The sequence below is a fragment of the Psychroserpens luteus genome, assembly GCF_015319355.1.
GTDB classification, from domain to species: domain Bacteria; phylum Bacteroidota; class Bacteroidia; order Flavobacteriales; family Flavobacteriaceae; genus Psychroserpens; species Psychroserpens luteus.
This window is the reverse complement of the sequence record NZ_JADILU010000006.1, coordinates 141397-165490: the sequence shown is the minus strand read 5'-3', so window position 1 is coordinate 165490 and position 24094 is coordinate 141397. Positions and strand designations below refer to the sequence as shown.

The 24094-nt window shown below is 32.6% G+C and carries 24 protein-coding genes; 16 read left to right on the top strand and 8 right to left on the bottom strand.

Annotated features, from left to right (window positions below; translation table 11 throughout):
• Positions 1-9 precede the first annotated feature (9 nt).
• From IM744_RS14800 to IM744_RS20800, 11 genes are all read left to right on the top strand, one after another.
• Complete coding sequence (locus IM744_RS14800) at positions 10-948, top strand: NAD-dependent epimerase/dehydratase family protein (RefSeq protein WP_194508933.1); 939 nt, start codon at positions 10-12, stop codon at positions 946-948.
• 102 nt (positions 949-1050) lie between these two features.
• On the top strand, positions 1051-2100 hold the full coding sequence (locus tag IM744_RS14795) for a proline iminopeptidase-family hydrolase (RefSeq protein ID WP_194508932.1): 1050 nt from the start codon (positions 1051-1053) through the stop codon (positions 2098-2100).
• 31 nt (positions 2101-2131) lie between these two features.
• Positions 2132-2467: a hypothetical protein gene (locus IM744_RS14790; RefSeq protein WP_194508931.1), complete on the top strand. Its 336-nt coding sequence runs from the start codon at positions 2132-2134 to the stop codon at positions 2465-2467.
• 43 nt (positions 2468-2510) lie between these two features.
• Positions 2511-3143, top strand: coding sequence for a DUF2306 domain-containing protein (locus IM744_RS14785; RefSeq protein ID WP_194508930.1), 633 nt, complete (start codon positions 2511-2513; stop codon positions 3141-3143).
• A 19-nt stretch (positions 3144-3162) separates the two neighbouring features.
• A complete protein-coding gene (locus IM744_RS14780) occupies positions 3163-3684 on the top strand; it encodes a RidA family protein (RefSeq protein ID WP_206694505.1) in 522 nt (173 codons plus the stop codon).
• 28 nt (positions 3685-3712) lie between these two features.
• A complete protein-coding gene (locus tag IM744_RS20710; protein ID WP_241738341.1) occupies positions 3713-4624 on the top strand; it encodes a nuclear transport factor 2 family protein in 912 nt (303 codons plus the stop codon).
• 244 nt (positions 4625-4868) lie between these two features.
• Positions 4869-6047 carry a dipeptidase gene (locus tag IM744_RS14770; protein ID WP_194508929.1) on the top strand — a complete coding sequence of 393 codons (1179 nt, stop codon included), beginning with the start codon at positions 4869-4871 and terminating at the stop codon, positions 6045-6047.
• Between the two features lie 396 nt (positions 6048-6443).
• Positions 6444-7916 carry a sensor histidine kinase gene (locus IM744_RS14765; protein ID WP_194508928.1) on the top strand — a complete coding sequence of 491 codons (1473 nt, stop codon included), beginning with the start codon at positions 6444-6446 and terminating at the stop codon, positions 7914-7916.
• Positions 7909-8310 carry a response regulator gene (locus IM744_RS14760; RefSeq protein WP_194508927.1) on the top strand — a complete coding sequence of 134 codons (402 nt, stop codon included), beginning with the start codon at positions 7909-7911 and terminating at the stop codon, positions 8308-8310. Before IM744_RS14765 ends, IM744_RS14760 begins: the two co-directional genes overlap by 8 nt.
• A 259-nt stretch (positions 8311-8569) precedes the next feature.
• The gene (locus tag IM744_RS14755; RefSeq protein WP_241738340.1) at positions 8570-8899 is read left to right on the top strand and encodes a cupin domain-containing protein; all 330 of its coding nucleotides are present in this window, start codon (positions 8570-8572) and stop codon (positions 8897-8899) included.
• A gap of 4 nt (positions 8900-8903) precedes the next feature.
• Entirely contained in the window at positions 8904-9029 is a 126-nt protein-coding gene (locus tag IM744_RS20800) for a hypothetical protein (protein ID WP_262892988.1), read from the top strand.
• Between the two features lie 97 nt (positions 9030-9126).
• Here IM744_RS20800 and nqrF read toward each other — a convergent pair whose 3' ends face one another.
• The 6 genes from nqrF to IM744_RS14725 form a co-directional block, all read right to left on the bottom strand.
• Positions 9127-10440, bottom strand: a complete 1314-nt coding sequence (nqrF, locus tag IM744_RS14750; RefSeq protein ID WP_194509147.1) for an NADH:ubiquinone reductase (Na(+)-transporting) subunit F — start codon at positions 10438-10440, stop codon at positions 9127-9129.
• A 1-nt stretch (position 10441) separates the two neighbouring features.
• Positions 10442-11179 (bottom strand): NADH:ubiquinone reductase (Na(+)-transporting) subunit E, encoded by a 738-nt coding sequence (gene nqrE / locus IM744_RS14745; protein ID WP_194508925.1) that lies wholly within the window; start codon positions 11177-11179, stop codon positions 10442-10444.
• A gap of 84 nt (positions 11180-11263) precedes the next feature.
• Entirely contained in the window at positions 11264-11923 is a 660-nt protein-coding gene (locus tag IM744_RS14740; RefSeq protein WP_194508924.1) for an NADH:ubiquinone reductase (Na(+)-transporting) subunit D, read from the bottom strand.
• Between the two features lies 1 nt (position 11924).
• Entirely contained in the window at positions 11925-12734 is an 810-nt protein-coding gene (locus IM744_RS14735) for a Na(+)-translocating NADH-quinone reductase subunit C (RefSeq protein ID WP_194508923.1), read from the bottom strand.
• 2 nt (positions 12735-12736) lie between these two features.
• Positions 12737-13975, bottom strand: coding sequence for an NADH:ubiquinone reductase (Na(+)-transporting) subunit B (locus IM744_RS14730; RefSeq protein ID WP_194508922.1), 1239 nt, complete (start codon positions 13973-13975; stop codon positions 12737-12739).
• A 75-nt stretch (positions 13976-14050) separates the two neighbouring features.
• The gene (locus tag IM744_RS14725; RefSeq protein ID WP_194508921.1) at positions 14051-15400 is read right to left on the bottom strand and encodes a Na(+)-translocating NADH-quinone reductase subunit A; all 1350 of its coding nucleotides are present in this window, start codon (positions 15398-15400) and stop codon (positions 14051-14053) included.
• Positions 15401-15566: 166 nt separating this feature from the next.
• Between IM744_RS14725 and IM744_RS14720 the strand changes: the two genes are divergently transcribed.
• Positions 15567-16820, top strand: coding sequence for a type IX secretion system plug protein (locus tag IM744_RS14720; protein WP_194508920.1), 1254 nt, complete (start codon positions 15567-15569; stop codon positions 16818-16820).
• Here the strand turns inward: IM744_RS14720 and IM744_RS14715 are convergent.
• Complete coding sequence (locus IM744_RS14715; protein ID WP_194508919.1) at positions 16817-17347, bottom strand: cysteine dioxygenase; 531 nt, start codon at positions 17345-17347, stop codon at positions 16817-16819. The two genes, IM744_RS14720 and IM744_RS14715, sit on opposite strands and share 4 nt — an antisense overlap.
• A gap of 94 nt (positions 17348-17441) precedes the next feature.
• Here IM744_RS14715 and IM744_RS14710 point away from each other — a divergent pair, with 94 nt between their 5' ends.
• Positions 17442-18803: a pyridoxal phosphate-dependent decarboxylase family protein gene (locus IM744_RS14710; RefSeq protein ID WP_194508918.1), complete on the top strand. Its 1362-nt coding sequence runs from the start codon at positions 17442-17444 to the stop codon at positions 18801-18803.
• Between the two features lie 111 nt (positions 18804-18914).
• Positions 18915-19301 carry a Co2+/Mg2+ efflux protein ApaG gene (apaG, locus tag IM744_RS14705; protein ID WP_194508917.1) on the top strand — a complete coding sequence of 129 codons (387 nt, stop codon included), beginning with the start codon at positions 18915-18917 and terminating at the stop codon, positions 19299-19301.
• A gap of 78 nt (positions 19302-19379) precedes the next feature.
• Here the strand turns inward: apaG and IM744_RS14700 are convergent, their stop codons facing one another.
• On the bottom strand, positions 19380-20381 hold the full coding sequence (locus IM744_RS14700; protein WP_241738339.1) for a DUF6695 family protein: 1002 nt from the start codon (positions 20379-20381) through the stop codon (positions 19380-19382).
• Between the two features lie 140 nt (positions 20382-20521).
• Between IM744_RS14700 and pruA the strand changes: the two genes are divergently transcribed.
• Both pruA and IM744_RS14690 read left to right on the top strand, forming a co-directional pair.
• On the top strand, positions 20522-22147 hold the full coding sequence (pruA, locus tag IM744_RS14695; RefSeq protein ID WP_194508915.1) for an L-glutamate gamma-semialdehyde dehydrogenase: 1626 nt from the start codon (positions 20522-20524) through the stop codon (positions 22145-22147).
• A gap of 145 nt (positions 22148-22292) precedes the next feature.
• The gene (locus IM744_RS14690) at positions 22293-24077 is read left to right on the top strand and encodes a T9SS type A sorting domain-containing protein (RefSeq protein WP_194508914.1); all 1785 of its coding nucleotides are present in this window, start codon (positions 22293-22295) and stop codon (positions 24075-24077) included.
• Positions 24078-24094: the final 17 nt, after the last annotated feature.

The following is a 24094-nucleotide window of genomic DNA, read 5'->3' as shown; positions in this document are numbered from 1 at the left end:
TCGATTAACATGAAAAAAGCAGGCATTATTGGTGGCTCTGGGTTTATAGGAAGCCATATTACCAAACAGTTTTTAGACAATGGGTTTGAGGTTAAGGTCTCCACAAGAGATTTATCCAACTTAGACAAATACCAACATTTAAGTCAGCTCAAAAACGCCAATAATTTAAGCTTCTCAGAGCTAGATGTTGAAGACAAAAACCGATTGGAACATTTTGTAAAAGATTGTGATATTGTCATCCATTCTGGAACTCCCTTTCAATTAGATGTTGAAGACCCAAAGAGAGACTTATTTGATCCAACCATAAAAGGAACAGAGAATTTTCTTGAGGCCATTCATAATTCACCAAAAGTAAAAAAGGTTGTAATTATTGCTTCGGTTGCTGCTTGGAACACTAATTTCCCATTACCTGCAGGTAATAAATCAGCATCAGATGAGTTTAGTAAAAATGACACTCCTTTTACAAGCGAAGAAAGTCATCCTTATGCGCAAGCTAAATTTATAGCTAACCAAACCGTCAATGATTTTATCAAAAAGTATCCAAACCTAGACACAGAAATCGTTAGTGTTTCGCCAGTTATGGTCATGGGTAAATCATTGTCTAATAGAGAGGATTCTACATCTACAGGTATCCAATTTTTGTTCAAAAACAAAATCGTACCAAATCCTTTCATTCAAATGTTTTATGATGAAGATGTTACTATGGCTATAGTAAATGTTAATGACGTCGCAATTAGTGTCTATAAAGCAGCAACTATTCTTGGTTTACATGGCAAAAATTATTTGTTGTCTAGTGAAACATATCCTGTATCTGATGTGACCTTGATGTTGAACAATCAATCACCAAAGCATGCTGCAAAAATCATATATCAAAACCAGTTAGCAGAGCGACAATTGGGTGTCCCATTTCAGTCGGTACAATCCACTCTAAAAGAGTATAATTCATGAAATTATATTATAAAAACAAGACTATTGGAAACTATTTTCTTCGGAAATATAAAAACTCAATAACCATTTAAGACACATAAAAATTAATCAAAACATACTAATATGAAACAAGTAACATCAATTCTATTGCTTTTCCTCCTAATTTTTATGAGTTGTAATATTTCCGAAGAAAAGAAAATCACAAATGCAGAAAAAAGCAGTTATTTAGATTATTCCAACAGTGATGATCAAAAAACGGGTGGTATTAAAATGATTCCTATTAAAACACCTAAAGGAACATTTAATGTTTGGACAAAACAAGTGGGTAACAATCCAAAAATGAAAGTTTTACTGCTTCATGGAGGTCCTGGAGCCACGCATGAAAGCTTTGAGAATTTTGATGGCTACTTGCCTAATGAAGAAATAGAATATATCTATTATGATCAATTAGATTCTTATTATAGTGATCAACCAAATGACTCAACCCTTTGGACGATAGATCACTTTGTAGAGGAAGTAGAACAAGTTAGAAAAGCATTAGATTTAAACAAGGACAATTTTTACCTACTCGGACAATCTTGGGGAGGAATTTTAGCCATGGAATATGCTCTGAAATATCAAGATAATTTAAAAGGTCTTGTCATTTCTAATATGATGGCCAGCATTCCTGAATATGAAAAATATGCAGCAGAAGTGTTGGGTCCTCAGTTGCCACTAGAAGTTTATAATGAAATCAAAGCTATGGAAGCTAAAGAAGATTTTAGCAATCCTCGTTATACAGAACTCGTTATGCGACACTATTATACAAAACACGTCCTGCATAAACCTTTAGATGAGTGGCCAGAATTCATTAATCGTACCTTCTCTCACCTTAATCCTAATATTTACATTTATATGCAAGGTCACAGTGAATTTGGAGTAACTGGTGATGCTACTTTGAAAGGCTGGGACGTTTCTAACCGATTAAATGAATTGAAGATTCCAACCTTAATGATTGGTGGTAAATACGATACCATGGATCCAAAATATATGGAATGGATGAGTACAGAAGTTCAAAACGGAAGAAGTTTAACTACAAACGCAGCACATATATCACAATATGACGATCCTGAAACTTACTTCTCTGGATTGATAAAATTCATAAAAGATGTCAATTCTGGGGAATTCAAATAAACCAATAGTGATAACATAAAATAACGAAATCATGAATAACGAATTAAAAAAATGGTCTAAAGCAGAACTCAAGATTTACATCCTAATACTATGCGCTAAAATAGACACAGAAGAATCTGAAGCCGAAATTGCTTTTATAAAAGCAAAAACTGATGCAGAAACTTTTAATCTTTTGTACAATGAATTTTGTTGTGATGAAGAAGATGCTTGTTTCGAAAAGATAGAAAATGCTATTAACCATCATGAATATTCACCAAAAGAACTGCACGAATTAAAAAAAGAAATATTAGCTGTGTTTCATGCAGACAATAAATTCGTGATGAAAGAACGCTACTTAGAAAAAGTATTTGACAATATTTTATACTGAAATTTAAAAAAACAACATATACAACCATGAAACATAAATCAAAATGAACAGGTCTAAGAGCAATAACACAATAGGCAAATACACTTTAATAGCGTTATCAATATTGACAAGCATATTGATATGTTATTACGTAATCACAAGAGCATTTCCTATGCTAATTCCAACCGAAGAAGTTTACGGTTCGTATTACTTCCATAGAGTATTCTGGGTATTTCCACATATTGTTTTAGGTATAGTCGCTACTGTAATTGGGCCTTTTCAATTTATACCAGCAATACGAAACAACTATCTAAAAACACATCGACAATTAGGACGTGTTTATATTATTTCTACAGTTTTAGCAGGAATATCTGGCATGTATATGGCAGCTACCTCTGACGTTAATTTACCATATGCAGTTGGTTTGTTTATGTTAGGTGTCGTTTGGTCAACATCTTCTATAATGGCGCTTATATCTATAAAAAACAAAAAAGTGGACCTACATAAAGATTGGATGATTCGTAGTTACGTGATCACATTTGCTTTTGTCACATTTAGGTTTGTAGAAGATATTTTACGAGCATTAGAAATTGGAACTAACGAAGAAATCATGGTCTTGATGAGTTGGGCATGTTGGGCAATTCCATTATTTATTGCTGAGATTTTTTTACAAGGAAGAAAGATTAAAAATAAATAAACCATTAAACACTAATAAAATGAACAAATCAATTTTTTTAACAGCATTCATCTTACTTTTTATAGCAAGTATATTAACAAGTTGTAATGAAAAGACTAAAACAGAAACAGCAATAGAAAAATCTGAAGCTATTGAACACAAACAAGTAAATGAAATACCAGAATACTTCCTTCTACGTCCAGAAGTAGAGAAAGCCTATGGTTATTCTCATGCTGTAAAAATAGGAAACTCAATTAAAATTTCTGGAGCTGTGAGTATGGATGACGAAGGCAATCCTACTGCTGTTGGTGATTTTGAACAACAAATGAAAAACTGTTATTCAGATTTAGAAAAAGTCTTAAAACACTATGGTTGCACATTTGATGATGTGGTAAAAGAAGATGTCTTTACTACAGATATGGCAAAGTTTTTAGAGTTTGCTGGTTACAGAACTGAAATCTATAAAAAACAATTCCCTACAGGATCATGGCTTGGTGTGACAGAATTAGCAGTACCAGAATTTATGATAGAGATTGAACTCGAAGTGCATAAATCTAAATAACATTAATAATAATCTAAAAATATAAATTATGAATTTTTCGAATAAAAATGACAAACACAAAACAAAAAACAGAAATTCTGTAAGTAAAGTAAGTCAACTAATAGTGACACTTATTTTAGTATTTACGATCAACTTGGTGTGTCTTGGTCAAGATAAAAATACCGATTATAATATTATCTACAAAACCGGAAATCCAGCAGATTGGCCAGCTGAATTAGATGCGGTAGTCGCTGCACCTAATAATCATAAAATTCTATTAGAAAATGACCAAGTGAGAGTTTTAGAAGTCACTTTAGCGCCAGGAGAAATAGAGAATTTGCACCACCATAAATGGCAAAGTACACTTTATATACAAGAAGCTGGTGATTTTACAGATTCTGATAGTGAAGGCAATATTATCTTTGATACACGCAAACTAGATGAGCCTTTACAAATGCCTTTTGTAATGCACAAAGAACCAGAAGCACCACATACAGTGACTAATTTAAGCAAAACTGCATCGATAAGATTGATTAGAGTTGAGATAAAAACTCCAACCACCAATCAAAACGTTCAAATTGTTGACAAACTTTACAAATCACTTGCCAAAGGCGATATTCCTGCATTACTAGGAACTATGGATGCCAATATTGTTTGGAATGAAGCTGAAGGAAACGCATTGGCAATTGGCAACCCATACATTGGACCTGATGCAGTTTTGAATGGTGTGTTTGCAAAACTACCAAATGACTTTGAAAATTTTAGGGTAGAAAATATTGTTTTAACTGAAATGAGCAAAAATCAAGTTCTTGCCACTTTACGCTATAAAGCGACTTCGGTCCACAATGGCAAAAAACTAGACGCTCAGGCTGCTCATTTATGGACAGTTTCTAACGGAAAAATAATAGCATTCCAACAATATATAGATACCAAACAGCTTGATGAAATGATGAAAAAATAAGCAATTTCACAAAAGTCAACTTTGAAAACGAGGGTTGACTTTTTTTAAGTTTTAAGCAGATGACAAACTTATTTAGACATATTCCTCAACGTTACATTTCCGAAGGAAAAACAAAAAAGTATTTGCTTTACGCTATTGGAAAAATCACACTTGAAATTATTTATTAAAATTATTTAGCTTCAAAAACATAAAAAAGACTAAAAATCAATAACTTAACAAATACTAATTTTGTAAAACCAGTCTTATGAAAACTCTCTTCTGCACAAGCGTTCTTTTACTTTTTTCTATTACAATTTTCTCTCAAGACTATCAAAAAATTCATGAGAAGGCCATTTTAGTGGATACACACAACGATTTCCTAATGCAAACAATGGAAAAAAAATTCGTTTTCGATACTAATTTAAAAGGTAAAACACACAGCGACCTTAATAGGATGAAACAAGGCGGTGTAGACGTTCAATTTTTTTCTGTTTTTAGCGATGGCAAACAGCCGAATCCATACAATTATGCCAATCGTCAAATTGATAGTATGGATGCGGTAATAAAAAGAAATCCTGATAAAATCGAGAAAGTCGCCAATTCAGCAGAACTTCAAAAGGCATTAAAACAACACAAAATCGCTGCCTTATTTGGTTTGGAAGGTGGTCATCAATTTGAGGATGATTTAGGCAAACTAGAAGTACTCTACAATCGTGGAGTTCGCTATATTACACTCACTTGGAACAATTCCACAGCTTGGGCCACAAGTGCTGCTGACGAAACCAATCCCGAAGGCGCAAAAAATTCAGAAGAAAAAAAAGGACTGACAGATTTTGGTAAACAAATCGTCCAAAAAATGAATAATTTAGGGATAATGGTAGATGTTTCGCATGTTGGTGAACAAACTTTTTATGATGTTATTGCAACGACAACAAAACCTATTATTGCTTCACATAGTTCAGTTTATCAACTTTGTCCACATCCTCGAAATTTAAAAGATGAACAAATAAAAGCCATTGCGAAAAATGGAGGTGTTATTCAAATTAATTTTAATTCAGGATTTATTGATCCCACTGTAGGACCAAGGGAAAAGGCATTTATTAAAAATCATAAAGTAGAAATAGATTCCCTTGTAAAAACAGGAATGTTTAAATATCATGCAGAAGAATCTATATACAGAAAATATACTGTTGAGTCTGAAGCACTCAGAGCACCTTTTGAATGGGTCATTAAACATATAGAGTATGTTGTTAATTTAGTGGGTGTAGATTATGTTGGAATTGGTTCTGATTTTGACGGTATCTATCAGCCACCAACATTATTAGATGATGTCACCGATTATCCAAAAATCACTAAAGCTCTATTAGAAAAAGGCTATAGTGAGAAAGACATCTATAAAATACTTGGTGGAAATATTTTGAGGGTTTTAAAAGCGAATGAATAGCGTATAATTTTAAAAGGCTTTTTCCATCAACAAACTGAGCCTAATTAAAACGTAAATAAAAAACTCACCATTATAGAGTTTTGACAGCATGAATTAAATGGTATTCTATACGATATATTGAATGTTAATCAAATTCGTATAGATAATATATTAGATGAAGAATTTAATACTTTTAATAGCCTCTAAATTCAATAGAGTATAAAAAACAAATACCCAAATTATTAAAACTTCTTCAACAATTTAATTCCTATATCATCAATAAGTAAGACAAAGACTACAAAAAATACACGTTAAACGTAAAAAAAGGCGCTTTGTAGTTGTTATTTGAAAAAAAAATTATATTTACTCATCAAATCATTCTTGATTTATACATTTTACCCCACATAAAAGATCAAAATGCAAAAACAGAGTAAAGTTTCCTTATTAGAATTTATCCAAAAACATGCAACTATTGGCACATGGGAATATGATGTAGAATTAGATTCTGTTCATTGGAGTTCTGAAACAAAAAAGATACACGAAGTTTCCGTAGATTTTGAACCTAAAGTTGAATCTGGAATTTCTTTTTATAGAATAGGATATAGCAGAACTACGATTACCAAATTATTTACTAATTGCATTGAAAAGCACGAAGATTTTGATATAGAACTTGAAATTGTTACACCTCTAGGTATAAACAAATGGGTAAGAGTTATAGGTATGCCCATAATTGAAAACTATAAATGTTGCAAAGTTCAAGGATTATTTCAAGATATTGATGAAAAAACAAAAAATTCTATAGCTTTAAACTTTAAAGAAAAACAACTTAGACAAACCTTTGAAAGTGCCTTAATTGGCATGGCAATTATAGACCTTGAAGGAAATTGGATAAATGTAAATAGAAGCCTTTGCAAAACATTTGGCTATAGTACTGAAGAGTTAATGAGCCTTTCATTTACAGACATTACACATCCAGAAGATTTAAAAAAAGGGTATAAATCTAGGTTCGATATGATCAATGGCAAACTCGATGATTATGAGACAGAAAAACGTTTTTTAGACAAAAAAGGAGATACAATATGGACTCAATTATCAACTTCAATTGTTAGAGATGACAATGGGCAACCTCTCCACTTTGTAGCTCAAATAAGCGATATTTCACAAATTAAAAAAAGTAGTAACAAGGTTAATCAATTACTAAAAACTACCGAAAACCAAAATAAACGTCTTTTAAATTTCGCACATATTGTTTCCCATAACTTAAGATCCCACTATGCTAATTTGGATATGTTGTTGGACATTGTAAAAATAGATTTACCAGAAACGACGGAAAATGAAGTCTTCCCATTAATTTTGGAAGCAGTCAATAATTTGGGAGAAACAGTAGAAAATCTCAACGAGGTAGCATCAATTAATATTAAAACTGATAATATAATTGAATCTCTCAATTTATCAGATTATCTAAATAAAGCAAAAAAAAGTATTGCAGCAATTATTTTAGATTCAAAATCAATTATTGAAATCGACGTAAACAAAGATTTACAAATTTTAGGTATACCTGCTTATTTAGATAGTATTATATTGAACTTTTTAACTAATGCTATAAAATATAAGAAACCTAATGAACCAGCAAAAATTGATATAAGTACTGATATTACGGATAAGAAGATTGTTTTAAAAATAAAAGATAATGGACAAGGAATTGATCTCGAGAAATATGGGGAAAAGTTATTTGGAATGTATAAAACATTTCATAGACATGAAGATTCTCGTGGATTAGGATTATTTATAACGAAAAATCAAGTTGAAGCCATAGGAGGTAAAATAGAAGTAAAAAGTAAAGTTAATGAAGGTACAACCTTTTATATACATTTAAATAAATATGAATAAAATTGATATAGCATGCATCATTGATGATGACCCAATTTTTATTTTTGGTGCAAAAAGAATGATGGAATTATCAGATTTTTGTAATTCATTTATGATTTTTAAAAATGGACAAGAAGCCATTAATAATTTAAAATCAATAATGCTCGCTGGAGAAGAAATACCAGAAGTTATATTATTGGATATAAATATGCCAATAATGGACGGTTGGGAATTTTTAGATGAGTTTACTCAAATTGAATCTCACAAATTGATTACAATATATATTGTAAGTTCATCTATTGACCCTGTAGATTTGCAACGCGCAAAACGATATGAAAATGTATCTAATTTCATAATAAAGCCTATTGCAATTCAAACCTTAAAAAACATATTGCAAGAAGTTTCTCAAGATTAGGAGTATTAATAATTACAAAAAAACCAACTCAAATGAGTTGGTTTTTTTTTCTACTACAAGTGAAAAAGGAATATTTTTATAATGTAATAGTTCATTTTCAAGTTAATAAAGAACCTCTATATAAACTAAAAATATTAATAAACGATACATCAAAAATCAGTATATTGATTGACGAAGAATAACATAACATTAAATGCATCGCAATCATCTTATTAAAAAATACGACCCATTGTGGTTAATCCTACTTCTATCGTTAATAATGCTAAACTGCAAAAATAAAAACACTTTACCAGACCCTTTAGAAGCTGGTTGGAACAATGATGCTGTATGTGAAGTCGTTGAAGAGAACGATAATGTAAGAGTCTTAAAATGTACATTTGAGCCAGGTGTTGGTCATGAGAAACATTATCATAATCCGCATTATGGATATACGGTTGCTGGTAGTAAATTTAAAATAAAAGATACCACAGGAACTAGAGAAGTTAATGTCCCAACAGGTTATAGCTTTAGCAAAGATGAGATCTCAACACATGAAGTTCTCAATATTGGAGATAGCACTGCGGTTTTTTTAATTGTTGAATATAAATAATCTTATGAATGGATTTGATATTGTCATGGTCATTGCAATCATTCTATTTGCGCGATTAGGTGTAAGATTAGTGACGGGTTATATTAAAATGAAAAAGGAAGATAAAGAGGATACTGAAGATGATATTTAAATGTATTTTAAATCAAGTGAAATAAAAAAACCAACTCAAATTGAGTTGGTTTTTTATTATATAGATTCCGCATTAAGTACGGAATGAAAGTTATCTTCTAGCCTCCAAAGTCATCAAATCTAATGTGCTCATCTGGAATTCCAAAATCTTCACCCATTTTTTGAACTGCTTGGTTCATTAAAGGAGGTCCACAGAAATATAATTCAATATCTTCTGGCGCTTCGTGCTTAGATAAATATTGATCTATTACCACTTGGTGAATAAAACCTGTAAAACCGTCACCTGATTCATCTTCAACATCTTTTTTAAGTTGCCAGTTATCAGCTTCTGTTGGATCTGATAACGCAATAAAGAACTTGAAATTTGGAAAATCTTTTTCTAAAGCTCTAAAGTAATGGATGTAGAATAATTCTGCCTTAGAACGTCCACCATACCAATACGTTACTTTACGTCCAGTTTTTAATGTTCTAAATAATTCGTATAAATGTGAACGCATTGGAGCCATTCCTGCTCCACCACCAACATATAACATTTCACTATCAGACTCATTGATAAAGAATTCTCCGTAAGGTCCTGAAATAGTTACTTTATCTCCAACTTTTTGATTAAAGATGTAAGATGAAGCAATACCTGGATTTACATCCATCCAACCGCCTTTGGCGCGATCAAAAGGAGGAGTAGCCACACGAACGTTAAGCATTATTTTTCTTCCTTCAGCAGGATAAGAAGCCATAGAATAAGCTCTTTCAACAAGCTCATCATTCTTCATTACTAAAGGCCATAAACCAAATTTCTCCCAATCTCCTTTAAACTTATCTGGTTCACCTGGATGATCTTCTGGGTGAGCAGAAACATCCATATCTGAATATTTCACTTCACACTGAGGAATTTCAATTTGAATATATCCACCAGCTTTGTAATTCATGTCTTCAGGAATTTCTACAACGAACTCCTTAATAAATGTCGCTACATTATAATTTGAAACAACAGTAGCTTCCCATTTTTTAATTCCGAAGACTTCTTCTGGAATTGTAATTTCCATATCCTGCTTCACTTTTACTTGGCAAGATAAACGTGCACCATGTGCTAGTTCTTTTCTACTAAAATGAGGCGTTTCTGTAGGTAATGCTTCACCACCTCCAGAAAGGACGTGACACTCACATTGAATACATGTTCCACCTCCACCACAAGCAGATGGTAAAAATATTTTTTCGGCACCCAAAGTAGCTAATAATGTACTTCCTGATGCAACTTCTATTTCACGCTCACCATTAATCTTAATCTTTACTGGACCAGATGGTGATAGTTTTTGCTTTACAAATAATAAGATACTTATTAAAAATAGTGCGATAATTAAAAACGCGACTACAGTAGTTATTACTGTTCCTAATGTTCCTGCTGCTAAAATCATATTACTCAACTATTTTAGTGTTTTCAGCTAATTCCTTAGCATCTTCAGTGTTTACTTCTTCAACTTGTGATGTTGGTGTAGATGTTGGTTCTTCTTCTTCGTCACCACCTGTTAACATTCCTCCAAAACTCAAGAAACCAATACCCATTAAACCTGTAATGATAAATGTGATTCCTAATCCTCTTAAAGGTGCTGGCACATTTGAATATCTAATTTTTTCACGAATGGCAGCAATGGCTAGAATTGCTAAAAACCATCCAATACCAGAAGAGATTCCATAGTTAAATGCTAATCCTAAAGTTTCAATTTCTCTTGATTGCATAAATAATGATCCTCCTAAGATTGCACAGTTTACTGCAATAAGTGGTAAGAAAATACCAAGAGAGTTATATAATGAAGGTGAAAATTTCTCCACTACTATTTCTACTAACTGTACCATTGTTGCGATGGTTGCAATAAACATGATAAAGGATAAGAAACCTAAATCCATACCAGAGAAACCTTCTCCATTTGTACTTCCATCAACCCAAGCAAGTGCTCCTGGCTGTAATAAATATTGATCTAATAACCAGTTTAAAGGTACTGTAATGGCTAATACAAATATTACTGCTGCACCCAAACCTACTGCTGTAGCTACTTTTTTGGATACTGCTAAATATGAGCACATACCCAAGAATACAGCAAATACCATGTTGTCAATAAAAATGGACTTAAAAAATAGTTCGATGTGTTCTATCATTGTCTTATATTTTATAGGTTTCAATTTTTTTGTTATCGATTTGCATAAACTGCAAACTGAGTACTAAAAACTGACTACTCTTTTTTAATCTTCTATTAAATTTTTGTTTCTACTACGTTGTACCCAAATTATTAATCCAACAATAATTAAAGCCATTGGTGGCATTAACATAAATCCATTGTTTTCATAACCAAATGCATAAACTCCTGTTGGTCCAGTTTCTGGACTTCCGATAGGATCTCCTAATACAGGAATTCCGAAAAGCGTACCAGATCCTAATAATTCTCTAAAGAATCCAACAATCACTAAAATAACTGCGTATCCTAAAGCGTTACCGATACCATCTAAAAATGATTGCCATGGTTTGTTTGCTAAAGCAAAAGCTTCAAAACGTCCCATAATAATACAGTTAGTAATAATTAATCCAATAAATACAGAAAGTGTTTTACTTAATTCAAAAGCAAATGCTTTTAGTACTTGATCTACAATAATTACTAATGCTGCAACTACAATTAGTTGTACAATAATTCTAATTTTTGAAGGAATGATATTTCTCATTAAAGAGATGACAACATTACCTACACTTAATACAAACAATACAGCGATTCCCATTACTAAAGAAGCTTTAAGCTCTGCAGTAATTGCTAATGCAGAACAAATACCTAATACTTGAATAGTAATTGGATTATTATCTGCTAATGGATCTGTGATTAACTTTGCGTCTTTTTTTGAAAGTAGTCCCATATTAGTTATTATTCTTTTTTAAGTTTTTAAAGTATGGTAAATACAATTTTAAATCTTTCTTTATCATTGCAGATACACCATCTCCTGTAATTGTTGCTCCAGCTAAGGCATCAACTTCAAAATCATCTTTATCATTATTTACTGGATCATTATTTCCTTTAGCAACTTTAATACCTTTGAAAACACCTGCTTCAGTTAATAATTTTTCTCCGTAAAAATCATCCATAAAGTAACGTTGCTTAATATTTGCTCCTAAACCTGGCGTTTCTCCTGCATGATCAAAAAATGTCCCTTTAACAACCATATCTTCATCTAAAGCTACAAAGCCCCAAATAGCATCCCAAAGTCCTTTTCCTCTAATTGGCACAACATAAACTGTTTTGTTATCTTGTTGTCCTATAAATAGAGGTAAAAATCTAGATTCTCCATTTTTTGCTTTTGCTTGCTCCTTCTTAATATCTATTAAATAAGGTTCTTTTCCTGCACCTTGTGCTTTCGATTTCATAAACTCATCACGAGTCATTTCTTTTAAAATCTTACCATCTTTTACTTCTAGAACAATTTGTTCTGAAACATTTTCAGAAAAAGCTTCTGCTACTTTATCAGTAGAAACAAATGTAATATCTCCAGTGCTTTCATTACCATTAATTCCCATAGCATACAGAATATTCTGCTGCTTTTCCATACGTTTATTTTCTTCAATATTAGGCTTTAAAGACGATGCTGTAAAGGCTAACAATGAACCAACAACAAGTACCATTGCTACTGCAAAGATGATTGTGTATGAATTTTTATCTGTGTTAACTGCCATAATTATGCTGTTTTAACTTTTAAACGTTTCATTCTGCGTTTTACATTTCCTTGTACAACGTAGTGATCAATTGTAGGTGCGAAGACATTCATTAATAAAATAGCTAACATTACACCTTCTGGATATGCTGGGTTAAATACACGAATCATAATTGATATAAAACCAATTAAGAAACCGTAAATCCATTTTCCTTTATTTGTTTGTGAAGCTGTTACTGGATCTGTTGCCATGTAAACTGTTCCAAAAGCAAAACCACCAACTAATAAGTGCATCCAAAAATCAGTACTCATTAAGCCATAAAACTTACTTGATTCTGAAATCCATCCTGCATCTGCAACACCATTAAATATTAATCCCATTACTATGGCACCAATAACAGATGATAACATGATTCTCCAGCTTCCTACTTTCGTGAATATTAGAAACAATCCTCCTAAAAGGATTAATAAGGTTGATGTTTCTCCTACTGAACCTGGTATAAATCCGTAAAAAGCATTCCATATATCTCCAGCCGAATCAATCATGCTAGAGTTGTTTTGCGCTAAGCTTCCTAAAATGGTCTCCCCCGAAATTGCATCTGGTGTTGCTCCATTTGCAAGATCTTGAACACGTGGATCTGCTCCATGAACCCAAACTTTATCTCCAGACATCCAAGTTGGATATGCAAAGAATAAAAATGCTCTAATAGTTAAAGCAGGATTTAAGATATTCATTCCTGTTCCTCCAAATACTTCTTTACCAATGACTACACCAAATGCAACTGCAACTGCTAACATCCATAAAGGAATATCAATAGGAACAATCAATGGCACAAGCATACCAGTTACTAAGTATCCTTCTTCTACTTCATGGCTATTTTTCATAGCAAATAGAATCTCAATTGCAAGACCTACTCCGTATGAAACCACAACTAGTGGAAGAATTTTCCAGAAACCAACAGTGAAATTATCCATCGTCCAAAATGTAGAACTAAAGAAACCTGAAGTAACACGTTCTATTTCTCCAAAGGCCAAGTGATGTTGATATCCAGCGTTAAACATACCAAAGATTAAACATGGTACCATTGCCATAATAACAATATTCATGGTACGTTTTAAATCATCGGCAGCTTTAATGTGAGTCCCATTATGGGTTGTCTCATTAGGCAAGTATAAAAACGTATGTATTGCCGAAAATGCTGGCAACCATTTTTTGTCTTTATTCTTTTCTCTAAAATTATGTAAGTTATTTTTTAAACCCATCTTTTATATGTTTCATTTTACTTCGGAAATTGGACAATCTTAAACAACCATCTATTTCCGTATAAAATTTAATAATTAACCAATTTCTTTAAGCATTAAGTCTAATCCTTTTCTAATAATATCTTGATGTGGTTGCTTAGACACACATATAAATTCTGTTAATGCGAAATCTTCTGGTGCAACTTCGTACATACCTAAAGCTTCCATTTCATCTAGATCTTCATACTTACAAGCTTTTAATATTTGCATTGGAAATATATCTAAAGGAAAAACTTCTTCATAAGAACCCGTAACTACAAATGCACGATGCTCGCCATTAGTATTCGTGTTCAACGCATATTTTTTCTTAGGGTTTAACCAAGAAAATGTTAATGCTCTAGAGGTAGAAATTTTATTAAAAATTGGTTTATTCCAACCAAAAAATTCATAATCGTCACCTTCAGGAATTACAGAAATTAAATTGTCATAAAAGCCTAAACTTCCATCTGGTTTTAATTGTTTTCCTGACAGCACATTTCCGGAGATAATACGATCATTACCATCTTTATCTACACCATTATCATAAACCATAGTAGCAACTTCGCTACCAATTGTAGTTTTGAAATATCTTGGCTTTTTCACTGAAGAACCTGCTAAAGCTACAATACGCTCTGCATTAAATTTCCCGGTAAGTAACAATTCTCCAATAATAACTAAGTCTTGTGCATTTATCGTCCAAACTGTTTCTCCTTTATTAACAGGATCTAATTTGTTGATATGGGTACCAACGTTTCCTGCTGGATGTGGACCAGATACTTTATGAATTGTAGCGTCATTCATATTTGCTAATGGTGAGTTGTTAGACCCAACACCAATATGAACTTGGCCTTCTGTTAATTTTGCTAAAGCAGACACTGCTGCTTGTAACGCCTCCTCTTTTCCTGTAAGTACAAAATCTAAATCTGCTGCCAATGGCGCAGTAGAAATCCCAGAAATAAAAATCGCTTTTGGTGATCTCTCTGGATTTGCAATTACATCATAAGGTCTTTGCTTGATAAAAGCCCAACATCCTGAAGCTAATAAATGTGCTTTGGTTGCTGCTGCATCAGAACTCATATTGAATTTCCCAAAATCTTTGTGATCTTGAGTTTTATCTGCTTGAATCTTAATAGCATCAATGCGACGTCTTGGTCCTCTTTGAACTTCAACCACCTCTCCTGAAACTGGCGACACAAACTTCATAGCCTCAACATCCTTATTATGAAAAAGAACGTCACCTGCTTTTACACGAGTACCTTCTTTAGCAATAAGTTTTGGAATAACGCTATGAAAATCTTCAGGTCTGATAGTGCAGAAATTACTTATAATAGCTTGTTCTACTGTTTTATCAGCTTCGCCTATAAGTTTTATATCCAGACCTTTTTTAATCTTAATGTCTTTTGACATACGCTTTATATTGAAATTAGTTCTCTAAAAATCGGTGCAAAAATACGAATTTATTGAGTAATATTATAGTGAGGTTTTTTAAGTTTATTATTTTTAACGATTCTAAATAAACGAAGCAATATTAAGGCACAGATTTTGTTTATCTTTACATATCAAACTCTATTAAATGACTAAGAACATCTATTTTTTCTTATTAGCTATTCTAATTTCTATTCAAGGATTTTCTCAAACAGAAGAAATCAATCCACCAGAATACATAAAGACCGTCACTTTTAAGAGTCGCACATCTTCTCAAGGTCAATTACCTATTATACGTCTAGGCGAAGCATTTAATTTAGAATTTGATGTTCTCACAACAGATGAGCCAGATTTCTACTATACCATAGAACATTACAACTATGATTGGACACAATCTAATTTGGTTAAAATGGAATACATGGATGGTTTTGACAACTATAGAATCGTCAATTATGAAAATTCATTTAATGCCTACCAACTCTATTCTCATTATGATTTACAAATCCCAAATGAGCAAACTCGCGGATTAAAAAAATCTGGAAATTATATCATTACCATATATAATGAAGATGAAGAGGTTGTATTTACTAGAAAATTCATGATTTACAAAGAGCAATTAGGAGTAGGTGTTTCTGTAAAACGCCTTAGAGATGTGAAATATATTGAGAGCAAACAAAGTATTGATATAGTTATAAACTCTGGTAGTTTAAATTTAAACAACCCTAAAGAAAACATTAAAACCTTAATTATCCAAAACAACAACCTCAACACTGCAATTACAAATGTTAAGCCTCAATATACTATTGGTAAGGAGCTCATATACAAATACACCAATGAGACTGCATTTTGGGCAAGTAATGAATATCGCTTTTTTGAAACTAAAGATGTAAGAGGCGCAAACGTAGGTGTTCAATTTATTGATTTAAAAGACATCTATGAAAGCTATTTATATGTTAGTGGTCCACGAGACAAGAGACCTTATACTTACAACCCAGATATTAATGGTAATTTCTTAATTACTGCATTAGACACAGAGAATGTGAATATAGAAGCAGATTACACCAATGTTCATTTCGCGTTACAATATCCAGAACTGACCGATGGTAGCACTATTTATGTCTACGGAAATTTTAACAATTACGCACTAAACAACCAAAACAAACTCACATTTGATAACACCGAAAAACTCTACAAAAGCACAATAAAACTCAAACAAGGATTTTATAACTACAAATATGTAGTGGTTGATGCTAAAGGAAAATTAAATGAAGGTAAAATCAGTGGTAATTTTTGGCAAACAGAAAACAATTATAAAGTACTCGTGTATTATAGAGATTTAGGAGCACGTTTTGATGAACTCATTGGTTTTGGAGAAGCATCATCTGTAGATATTTCTAATTAATCTTTTAAGGCAAGCTCCTTAAACGTATCATAACTTAGTTGTCTTTCAATAAAAGTCTGAGATACCTCATCAAAAGACACACAATTCTCTATTGGTTTTGCGTAAAGATGCAAACTTATGGATCGTCCAAGGTTACTGTTTTTTAATTTATGAAACCCAATTTTATCATTCATAAATATTAATTGATTTGACTGTACTTTTTGACTACCAATTTCTCTTAAACATTGATCATCATCAATCGTAAAGAAAACTTCTTCCATTTCACCCTCTAACAAATACACCCAACAATCCTCACCATCATGTCCATGAACAGCTGTTTCCTGCTCTTGTTCCCAACACAGTAAAATAAGTTCAAATTTAGCATCTTTAAATAAACAATTTCTTGTGTACTTTTCGTTAGACCAACTCTCAAAAGGCGCAAAATCTAAAGACCCAAAATCAAAAGCATTGAGAATAACATTGTAATCTTCAGTAGGAGATTGCGACAATAGTTGTAATAATTTTTGAATAGTCTCAGGAGATTTCAATAGATGTAATTGATTTTTAAAGGGATTATAATAATTTTTCGATAAAATAGGAATAAATTTACAAAAAGCCAAAATTAAAGAACCACCTTAACAGATGTTTAAAGACCTTAAATTGTTTACAGAACTTGCGGAATATCTCATTTCCGAAGAAAAAAACAATCCTGTTGCTACACCAATTGACACTTCAAAACTTTATGAGACTTTAGATCTTAGTTTAAATGACCATCCAATTATTGATGAAGATTTTACTAAAACATTAAAAGAGATTATAAAAAGCACACCCAAAACTGCTTCCACTTCCTTTTTTAATCAATTATTTGGAGGTAGAATTGATAGAGCAACACTTGGCGATTTATTGGCAGTAATGCTCAATAATAGCATGTATACTTACAAAGTCGCAGGTCCACAAGTTGGGATTGAGAAAACCATTCTCAAAACCATTTGTGAGATGATTGGCTATCCAGAAACAGCAGATGGCACCTTTGCTCCTGGAGGCTCAATGAGTAACTACATGGCTGTATTAATGGCTAGAGACAAATACAACCCAAAAGCAAGAACCGAAGGCGTCACAAATAAAATGACTCTTTATACTTCAGAAGCTTCGCATTACTCCATCGCAAAAAACGCATCATTTATTGGCGTTGGTAGAAATCAAGTGCGAGCTATAAAAACAAATGACAAAGGCGAAATGCTAGCTACAGATTTAGATCACCAAATCACAAAAGACATAGCGCAAGGTTTCCAACCCTTTTTTGTGAATGCAACTGCAGGAACAACTGTTTTAGGCGCTTTTGATGATGTAGAACAGATAAGTAAAGTATGTAAAAAACATGACGTTTGGTTGCATTTGGATGGTGCTTATTGTGGTTCAGTAATTTTTAGTGACAACTATAAACATCTGGTAAAAGGCATTGAACACACTAATTCTTTTAGCGTCAATGCTCACAAAATGTTAGGAACACCTCTTGGTTGCTCCATTATTGTAACGAAAGATAAAAAACACTTATATCAATCATTTTCTAATGAAGCAGAATATCTGTACCAAACCAATGATGACGATTTTAACCTCGGAAAAACCTCTCTCCAATGTGGTAGAAGAAATGATGCTTTAAAACTTTGGACACTTTGGAAATCTGTTGGAAATAACGGATTGAAAGCTATCGTAAATCACCAATTCAATCTAGCTCAAATAGCGAGAGATTATATCAACCAACATCCAGATTACACATTATACAGTTTTGACGATTCTATTTCTGTGTGTTTTAATTATAAAGATATTCCTGCAAATAAATTATGCACTGCTCTGTATGAAGACGTACAACTTATGGTTGGCTTCGGAAATTTTAAAAATCAAGAATTCGTTAGGATGGTTACCATTAATAGCATTTTACAAGAAAAAGACATTATCAATTTCTTTGCGATTATTGAAAAATTTGCAAGTTCAACTGATTTATAATCAATTTAATCGATAGTAGAATATTAAAATGTTAAAAATTTGCATTATTCTAAAAAAGTAGCCAATTTAGTAGAATAATTAGCTTATTTTTGATCATATCACCACAATTAAATGGTACAACAAGTTACAAGTGGAATTAAAATTTCTGTCGAAACATCTTTCGAAGGCACATTTTATAAAAATTATAAAGTGCACTTCGCCTTTGGATATAAAGTAACTATTGAGAACCAAAGCAAAGATTCTGTTCAATTAAACTCAAGACATTGGAGAATTCTTGACGCTCTTAACAATGAAGAAATTGTTGATGGCGAAGGTGTTATTGGTAAAAAGCCAGTTTTAAAACCTGGGGAATCTCATACTTATAATTCTGGCTGCCTACTCACCTCTCCTTTTGGAGCGATGCAAGGTCATTACAATATGGTCAATTTTACAAATACCAATCATTTTAAAGTAATCATACCTACTTTTAAATTAAGCGCTCCTTTTGCGCTTAATTAGTATTCTTTTCTATTCTTTTCAATAAATCATTTAACTCTTGTCATTAAGAAAAAGATTTGACTAGAGAATCTATTCTTTCTATAAGTCAAAATCCTTCAGATATTCAAATCTGTAAGTGGTTTCGTTTTGCTTAATATGAAAGAATTTGCAGTTAGAATAATGAATAAACTCATAATCTGAATTAAGTTCAAAACCTTCCGTAGTAATTTTATAAATCCCATCGCAATCCACATTTCCGTAGGGAGAAATACGTCTGTATCTATATTCGATTTCACTACCTATATCATAGATTTCAAACCATGCTCCAGCTGCAATACCGCTCAACCATTGCCCATGCTCTACTTTCACATCATGATGTTTAGGCTCGAGCGTCCCAACGATACTAGGATTATATCCTTTTAACACATCTAAAAACAAACGTCTATTTTCTTTACTTACTGTAGATGTAAACTCAGAGATATCACCAGTTTCAGAAACTAAATACACATCATCCTCTGTATCTGCAATCACAACATTACCAATAGTACTTGGCGTAAAAATTTTGGACTTAATAAGTTTAGATTTTATAGAATCGCTGGTCACGCAAGCAATCAAAGTATCTGTAACAAAACGCGCGCAATTACAAGCGTCATTAACAAAAGCTGCATATCTTATAAACCCTTTATGTTGCATTGAGGTGATATGAGATCTTGCTTTTTTATAATCTATCGCATTACAAACCGAAGCATATAAATTGCCATCACCATGCGTTAATTTTGGTTGTGTTGCCAAAAACTTAAGAATCTCATCTAAGTTTTCAATAGTATTATTTTTTATCTCTGCGGAAATTGGAAAATCAAGTTCAAAGTCTGTTTCTTGACCACGAACCCTTCCGTTTGGAGATGGCGTAATATATCGTCCAAAGTCATGATATTCTAAAACACCAGTTGATTTATCAATTAAAACCAATGCTGCATGACCAGCTCTCACATGTTTTTTACTTCCAATGAAAAAAAAGCGCAAAAACTTTGAGTACCATTCTTCTGCGTGTGAGACAATGGTTTCTGGGTAAGCGAGGGTTAGGATTATTCCGTCGTTCATATTCATAATTAAAGGTGGCAACTTACAAAAAATTACCGATTATTTTAACCTTGTTTTAATACTAGGCAATCCATTAGTCGTCAAAAAATCGTAACTTTGCAGCTTCAAAAATAATAACCAAATTATAAATTTATATTAAGATGGGAAAAGGATTTTTCAATGTACCAATAGCTATAAATGAGCCTGTTAAGTCATATGCTCCAGGATCTCCCGAGCGTGATGAAGTTTTAAAGGCTTATAAAAAAATGTTTAATGAAACTATTGACGTACCAATGTACATCAACGGTAAAGATGTAAAGACAGGAAATACTAAAACCATGTCTGCACCTCATGATCATCAACATGTTGTTGGGACTTATCATTTAGCAGAAAAGTCTAATGTAGATGAAGCTATTGCAACAGCTTTAGAAGCTAGAAAAGAATGGTCTCAATTACCTTGGGAGCAACGTGCAGGAATTTTCTTGAAAGCTGCTGAGTTAATCGCTGGTCCTTATAGAGCAAAAATAAACGCAGCAACTATGATTGCGCAATCTAAAACGGTTCATCAAGCAGAAATTGATGCTGCTTGCGAATTGATAGATTTTTTAAGATTCAATGTGCAGTTCATGACAGATATTTACCATGAACAACCAGACAGTACAAGTGATGCCTGGAACAGATTAGAATACCGTCCACTAGAAGGTTTTGTATACGCTGTAACACCATTTAACTTTACTGCTATTGCTGGAAATCTTCCTGCATGTATGGCAATGATGGGTAACGTCGTGGTTTGGAAACCTAGTGATAGTCAGATCTTTTCTGCAAAAGTTATCATGGACGTTTTCAAAGAAGCTGGTGTACCTGCTGGAGTTATTAATGTTGTTTTTGGTGATCCAGTTATGATTACAGATACAGTTATGGATAGCCCAGATTTTTCTGGATTACATTTTACAGGTTCGACTTACATCTTTAAAGAACTTTGGAAAAAAATCGGAAATAACATTCACAACTACAAGACATACCCAAGAATAGTTGGAGAAACTGGTGGTAAAGATTTTATTGTTGCGCATAAAAGTGCCAACCCTATTCAAGTCGCAACAGCTATCTCTAGAGGTTCATTTGAATTTCAAGGTCAAAAATGTAGTGCAGCTTCAAGAGCTTACGTACCTTCAAATATGTGGGAAGTTGTAAAGAAACGTGTTATAGAAGATGTGAAGTCTTTTAAAATGGGTTCTCCTGAAGATTTAAGCAACTTTGTAACTGCTGTAATTCATGAAGGTTCATTTGATAAATTAGCTAAATTTATTGACCAAGCAAAAAATGATAGTGATGCTGAAATTATCGTTGGTGGAAACTACGATAAGAGCAAAGGTTACTTTATAGAACCAACAGTTATTGTAACAACTAACCCAAAATATTCAACAATGTGTACAGAGTTATTTGGACCTGTAATGACTATTTACGTATATGATGAAAACAAGTATTCTGAAACATTGAAACTTGTAGATGAAACAAGTGAATATGCACTAACTGGAGCTATTTTATCAACAGATAGATATGCAATTCAAGAAGCTACAAAAGCATTACAAAACTGCGCAGGAAACTTCTATATTAATGACAAACCTACAGGAGCAGTTGTTGGTCAACAGCCATTTGGAGGCGCAAGAGCTTCTGGAACAAATGACAAAGCTGGTAGTGCATTAAATTTATTACGTTGGGTATCTCCTAGAATGATAAAAGAAACATTTGTAACACCTACAGATTATCGCTATCCGTTTTTAGGATAAAAATTCAACATATAATTATTATAAATCCTCAAATCTTACGGTTTGAGGATTTTTTTTGCCTTTAAACCTAAAACATTAAATGACACATAATTAACTAGATGAAACTTTGTATATTGTTGGTCAAATTTATTTAAATTGATCAACTATGAAAAAACATTACTTTTTACTTTTATTAGTACTACCTCTATTAGTACAGGCTCAAACTGTTGAGTTTGAATCTACACTTACTGCAGATTTATCAGGTTATACTGGAGTTCCTGAATTTGCTGGTTTAGGTGAGTATGAAATATTTTTAGACACAGACAATGGTGTTCTAGACAAACCAATAATTCTTATTGATGGTTTTGATCCTGGTGACACAAGAACGATCTCTGGTTTATATGGCTTATTAGATTTTAACGGATCACAAGGTGACCAAAACCTAGGAGATTTAGTTAGAGCAGAAGGCTTTGATGTTGTTGTCTTAAACTTTCCCTCTTATTTTAGATTGAGTGATAATACACTTTTAAATATTGATGATGCGACAGATACTAACGCAGATACTATAATTGACGAAGCAGATTATCCTGGAAGTACGCTTGTAAATGGTGGTGCAGATTTTATTGAACGTAACTCTATGTTACTAGTAGATTTAATAAATACGCTTAATGCTGATAAAGTTGGAGATGAAGATCTCGTAATCATTGGCCCAAGCATGGGTGGACTGATTTCTAGATTTGCATTAAACTACATGGAAAATAATTCACAAGATCACGAAACACGTCTTTGGATTTCATTTGATGCACCTCATTTAGGTGCTAATGTTCCTTTAGGTTTCCAACATCAGTTTAATTTCCTAGGCTTTGGTTTAGGTGAAGACTTAAATATTGTCGCATTGCAAGGTGTTGTCGATGGACTCCTAAAATCTCCAGCTGCAAAGCAATTGCTAGTTGATCATTTTGAATCACATTTATTAAGTGGAAGTGATGTAGAATTTGATCCTACTAAACTACTACCAGAAGCGCATCCATATAGAAACGTCTTTTTAAATAATATAGGAGGATACCCTCAAAACACACGTAATGTATCTATGATTAACGGTAGTGGAATTGGCTCACCATATCAATCTATAGCCAATACACCTGTAACTCCTGGTTTTGCTGCTTTAAACCTTCAAAATTTACCGCTTCCAGATGTTCCACCTTTATCTGATGTAACTGCTACAATTAACATCAATCTAACACCAGCAACAGCTGATGGAGAACAAGTAATTAGTAAATTACTTGTTCAAGGGTTCTTTATTTTTCCAATCACACTAATCGATGTTGAAGTTGAAGCACAAGCACCTTCTTTTTCTGATGGTGTTGATGCTGCATCAGGAGGTCTTTTTAACCTTGGAGGATTCACAGAAGGCTTAGGAGGCAACCCATTAATTGATAGTTTCCTAACATCTTTACTATTAGATAAATTTAGTTTTATCCCTTCTGTAAGCGGTATGGCTTTAGAGATTACTAACGATGAAATTGATTGGTATCATGATATTAATTTAGGAACTCCTGGAAGTTCTGGCGACACAACCAATACTACACCATTTGTAAATTGGTATATGCCAGATGACAATGAAAATCACGTACAATTAACTGAACAAAATGTTGCTTTTGCTTTAAGTGAAATTATGCCAGAAACGTTGTCTAATGTTGAATTTGAAAATTTTGCAACTCTTAAGATTGAGAAAAACCCAATTGATAATGAGTTAACTATCCTCAGTAATAAGGTTGTTAACAACGCTACAATATCATTAATTGATATTACAGGTAAAATAGTATATCAATCTATTCAAACTTTAGATAGACGATTAACATTACCATTATATTTAGATTCTGGTATGTACATCCTTAACATAGAAACACAATATAACTTTAAATATAGAACTAAGGTTATTGTAAAATAGATGACATCTATTTATAA

Coding starts and splice junctions, on each gene's coding strand:
- IM744_RS14800 (WP_194508933.1), top strand. CDS start 10: ATGAAAAAAGCAGGCATTATTGGTGGCTCTGGGTTTATAGGAAGCCAT.
- IM744_RS14795 (WP_194508932.1), top strand. CDS start 1,051: ATGAAACAAGTAACATCAATTCTATTGCTTTTCCTCCTAATTTTTATG.
- IM744_RS14790 (WP_194508931.1), top strand. CDS start 2,132: ATGAATAACGAATTAAAAAAATGGTCTAAAGCAGAACTCAAGATTTAC.
- IM744_RS14785 (WP_194508930.1), top strand. CDS start 2,511: ATGAACAGGTCTAAGAGCAATAACACAATAGGCAAATACACTTTAATA.
- IM744_RS14780 (WP_206694505.1), top strand. CDS start 3,163: ATGAACAAATCAATTTTTTTAACAGCATTCATCTTACTTTTTATAGCA.
- IM744_RS20710 (WP_241738341.1), top strand. CDS start 3,713: ATGAATTTTTCGAATAAAAATGACAAACACAAAACAAAAAACAGAAAT.
- IM744_RS14770 (WP_194508929.1), top strand. CDS start 4,869: ATGAAAACTCTCTTCTGCACAAGCGTTCTTTTACTTTTTTCTATTACA.
- IM744_RS14765 (WP_194508928.1), top strand. CDS start 6,444: ATGCAAAAACAGAGTAAAGTTTCCTTATTAGAATTTATCCAAAAACAT.
- IM744_RS14760 (WP_194508927.1), top strand. CDS start 7,909: ATGAATAAAATTGATATAGCATGCATCATTGATGATGACCCAATTTTT.
- IM744_RS14755 (WP_241738340.1), top strand. CDS start 8,570: ATGCTAAACTGCAAAAATAAAAACACTTTACCAGACCCTTTAGAAGCT.
- IM744_RS20800 (WP_262892988.1), top strand. CDS start 8,904: ATGAATGGATTTGATATTGTCATGGTCATTGCAATCATTCTATTTGCG.
- nqrF (WP_194509147.1), bottom strand. CDS start 10,440: ATGATTTTAGCAGCAGGAACATTAGGAACAGTAATAACTACTGTAGTC.
- nqrE (WP_194508925.1), bottom strand. CDS start 11,179: ATGATAGAACACATCGAACTATTTTTTAAGTCCATTTTTATTGACAAC.
- IM744_RS14740 (WP_194508924.1), bottom strand. CDS start 11,923: ATGGGACTACTTTCAAAAAAAGACGCAAAGTTAATCACAGATCCATTA.
- IM744_RS14735 (WP_194508923.1), bottom strand. CDS start 12,734: ATGGCAGTTAACACAGATAAAAATTCATACACAATCATCTTTGCAGTA.
- IM744_RS14730 (WP_194508922.1), bottom strand. CDS start 13,975: ATGGGTTTAAAAAATAACTTACATAATTTTAGAGAAAAGAATAAAGAC.
- IM744_RS14725 (WP_194508921.1), bottom strand. CDS start 15,400: ATGTCAAAAGACATTAAGATTAAAAAAGGTCTGGATATAAAACTTATA.
- IM744_RS14720 (WP_194508920.1), top strand. CDS start 15,567: ATGACTAAGAACATCTATTTTTTCTTATTAGCTATTCTAATTTCTATT.
- IM744_RS14710 (WP_194508918.1), top strand. CDS start 17,442: ATGTTTAAAGACCTTAAATTGTTTACAGAACTTGCGGAATATCTCATT.
- apaG (WP_194508917.1), top strand. CDS start 18,915: ATGGTACAACAAGTTACAAGTGGAATTAAAATTTCTGTCGAAACATCT.
- IM744_RS14700 (WP_241738339.1), bottom strand. CDS start 20,381: ATGAACGACGGAATAATCCTAACCCTCGCTTACCCAGAAACCATTGTC.
- pruA (WP_194508915.1), top strand. CDS start 20,522: ATGGGAAAAGGATTTTTCAATGTACCAATAGCTATAAATGAGCCTGTT.
- IM744_RS14690 (WP_194508914.1), top strand. CDS start 22,293: ATGAAAAAACATTACTTTTTACTTTTATTAGTACTACCTCTATTAGTA.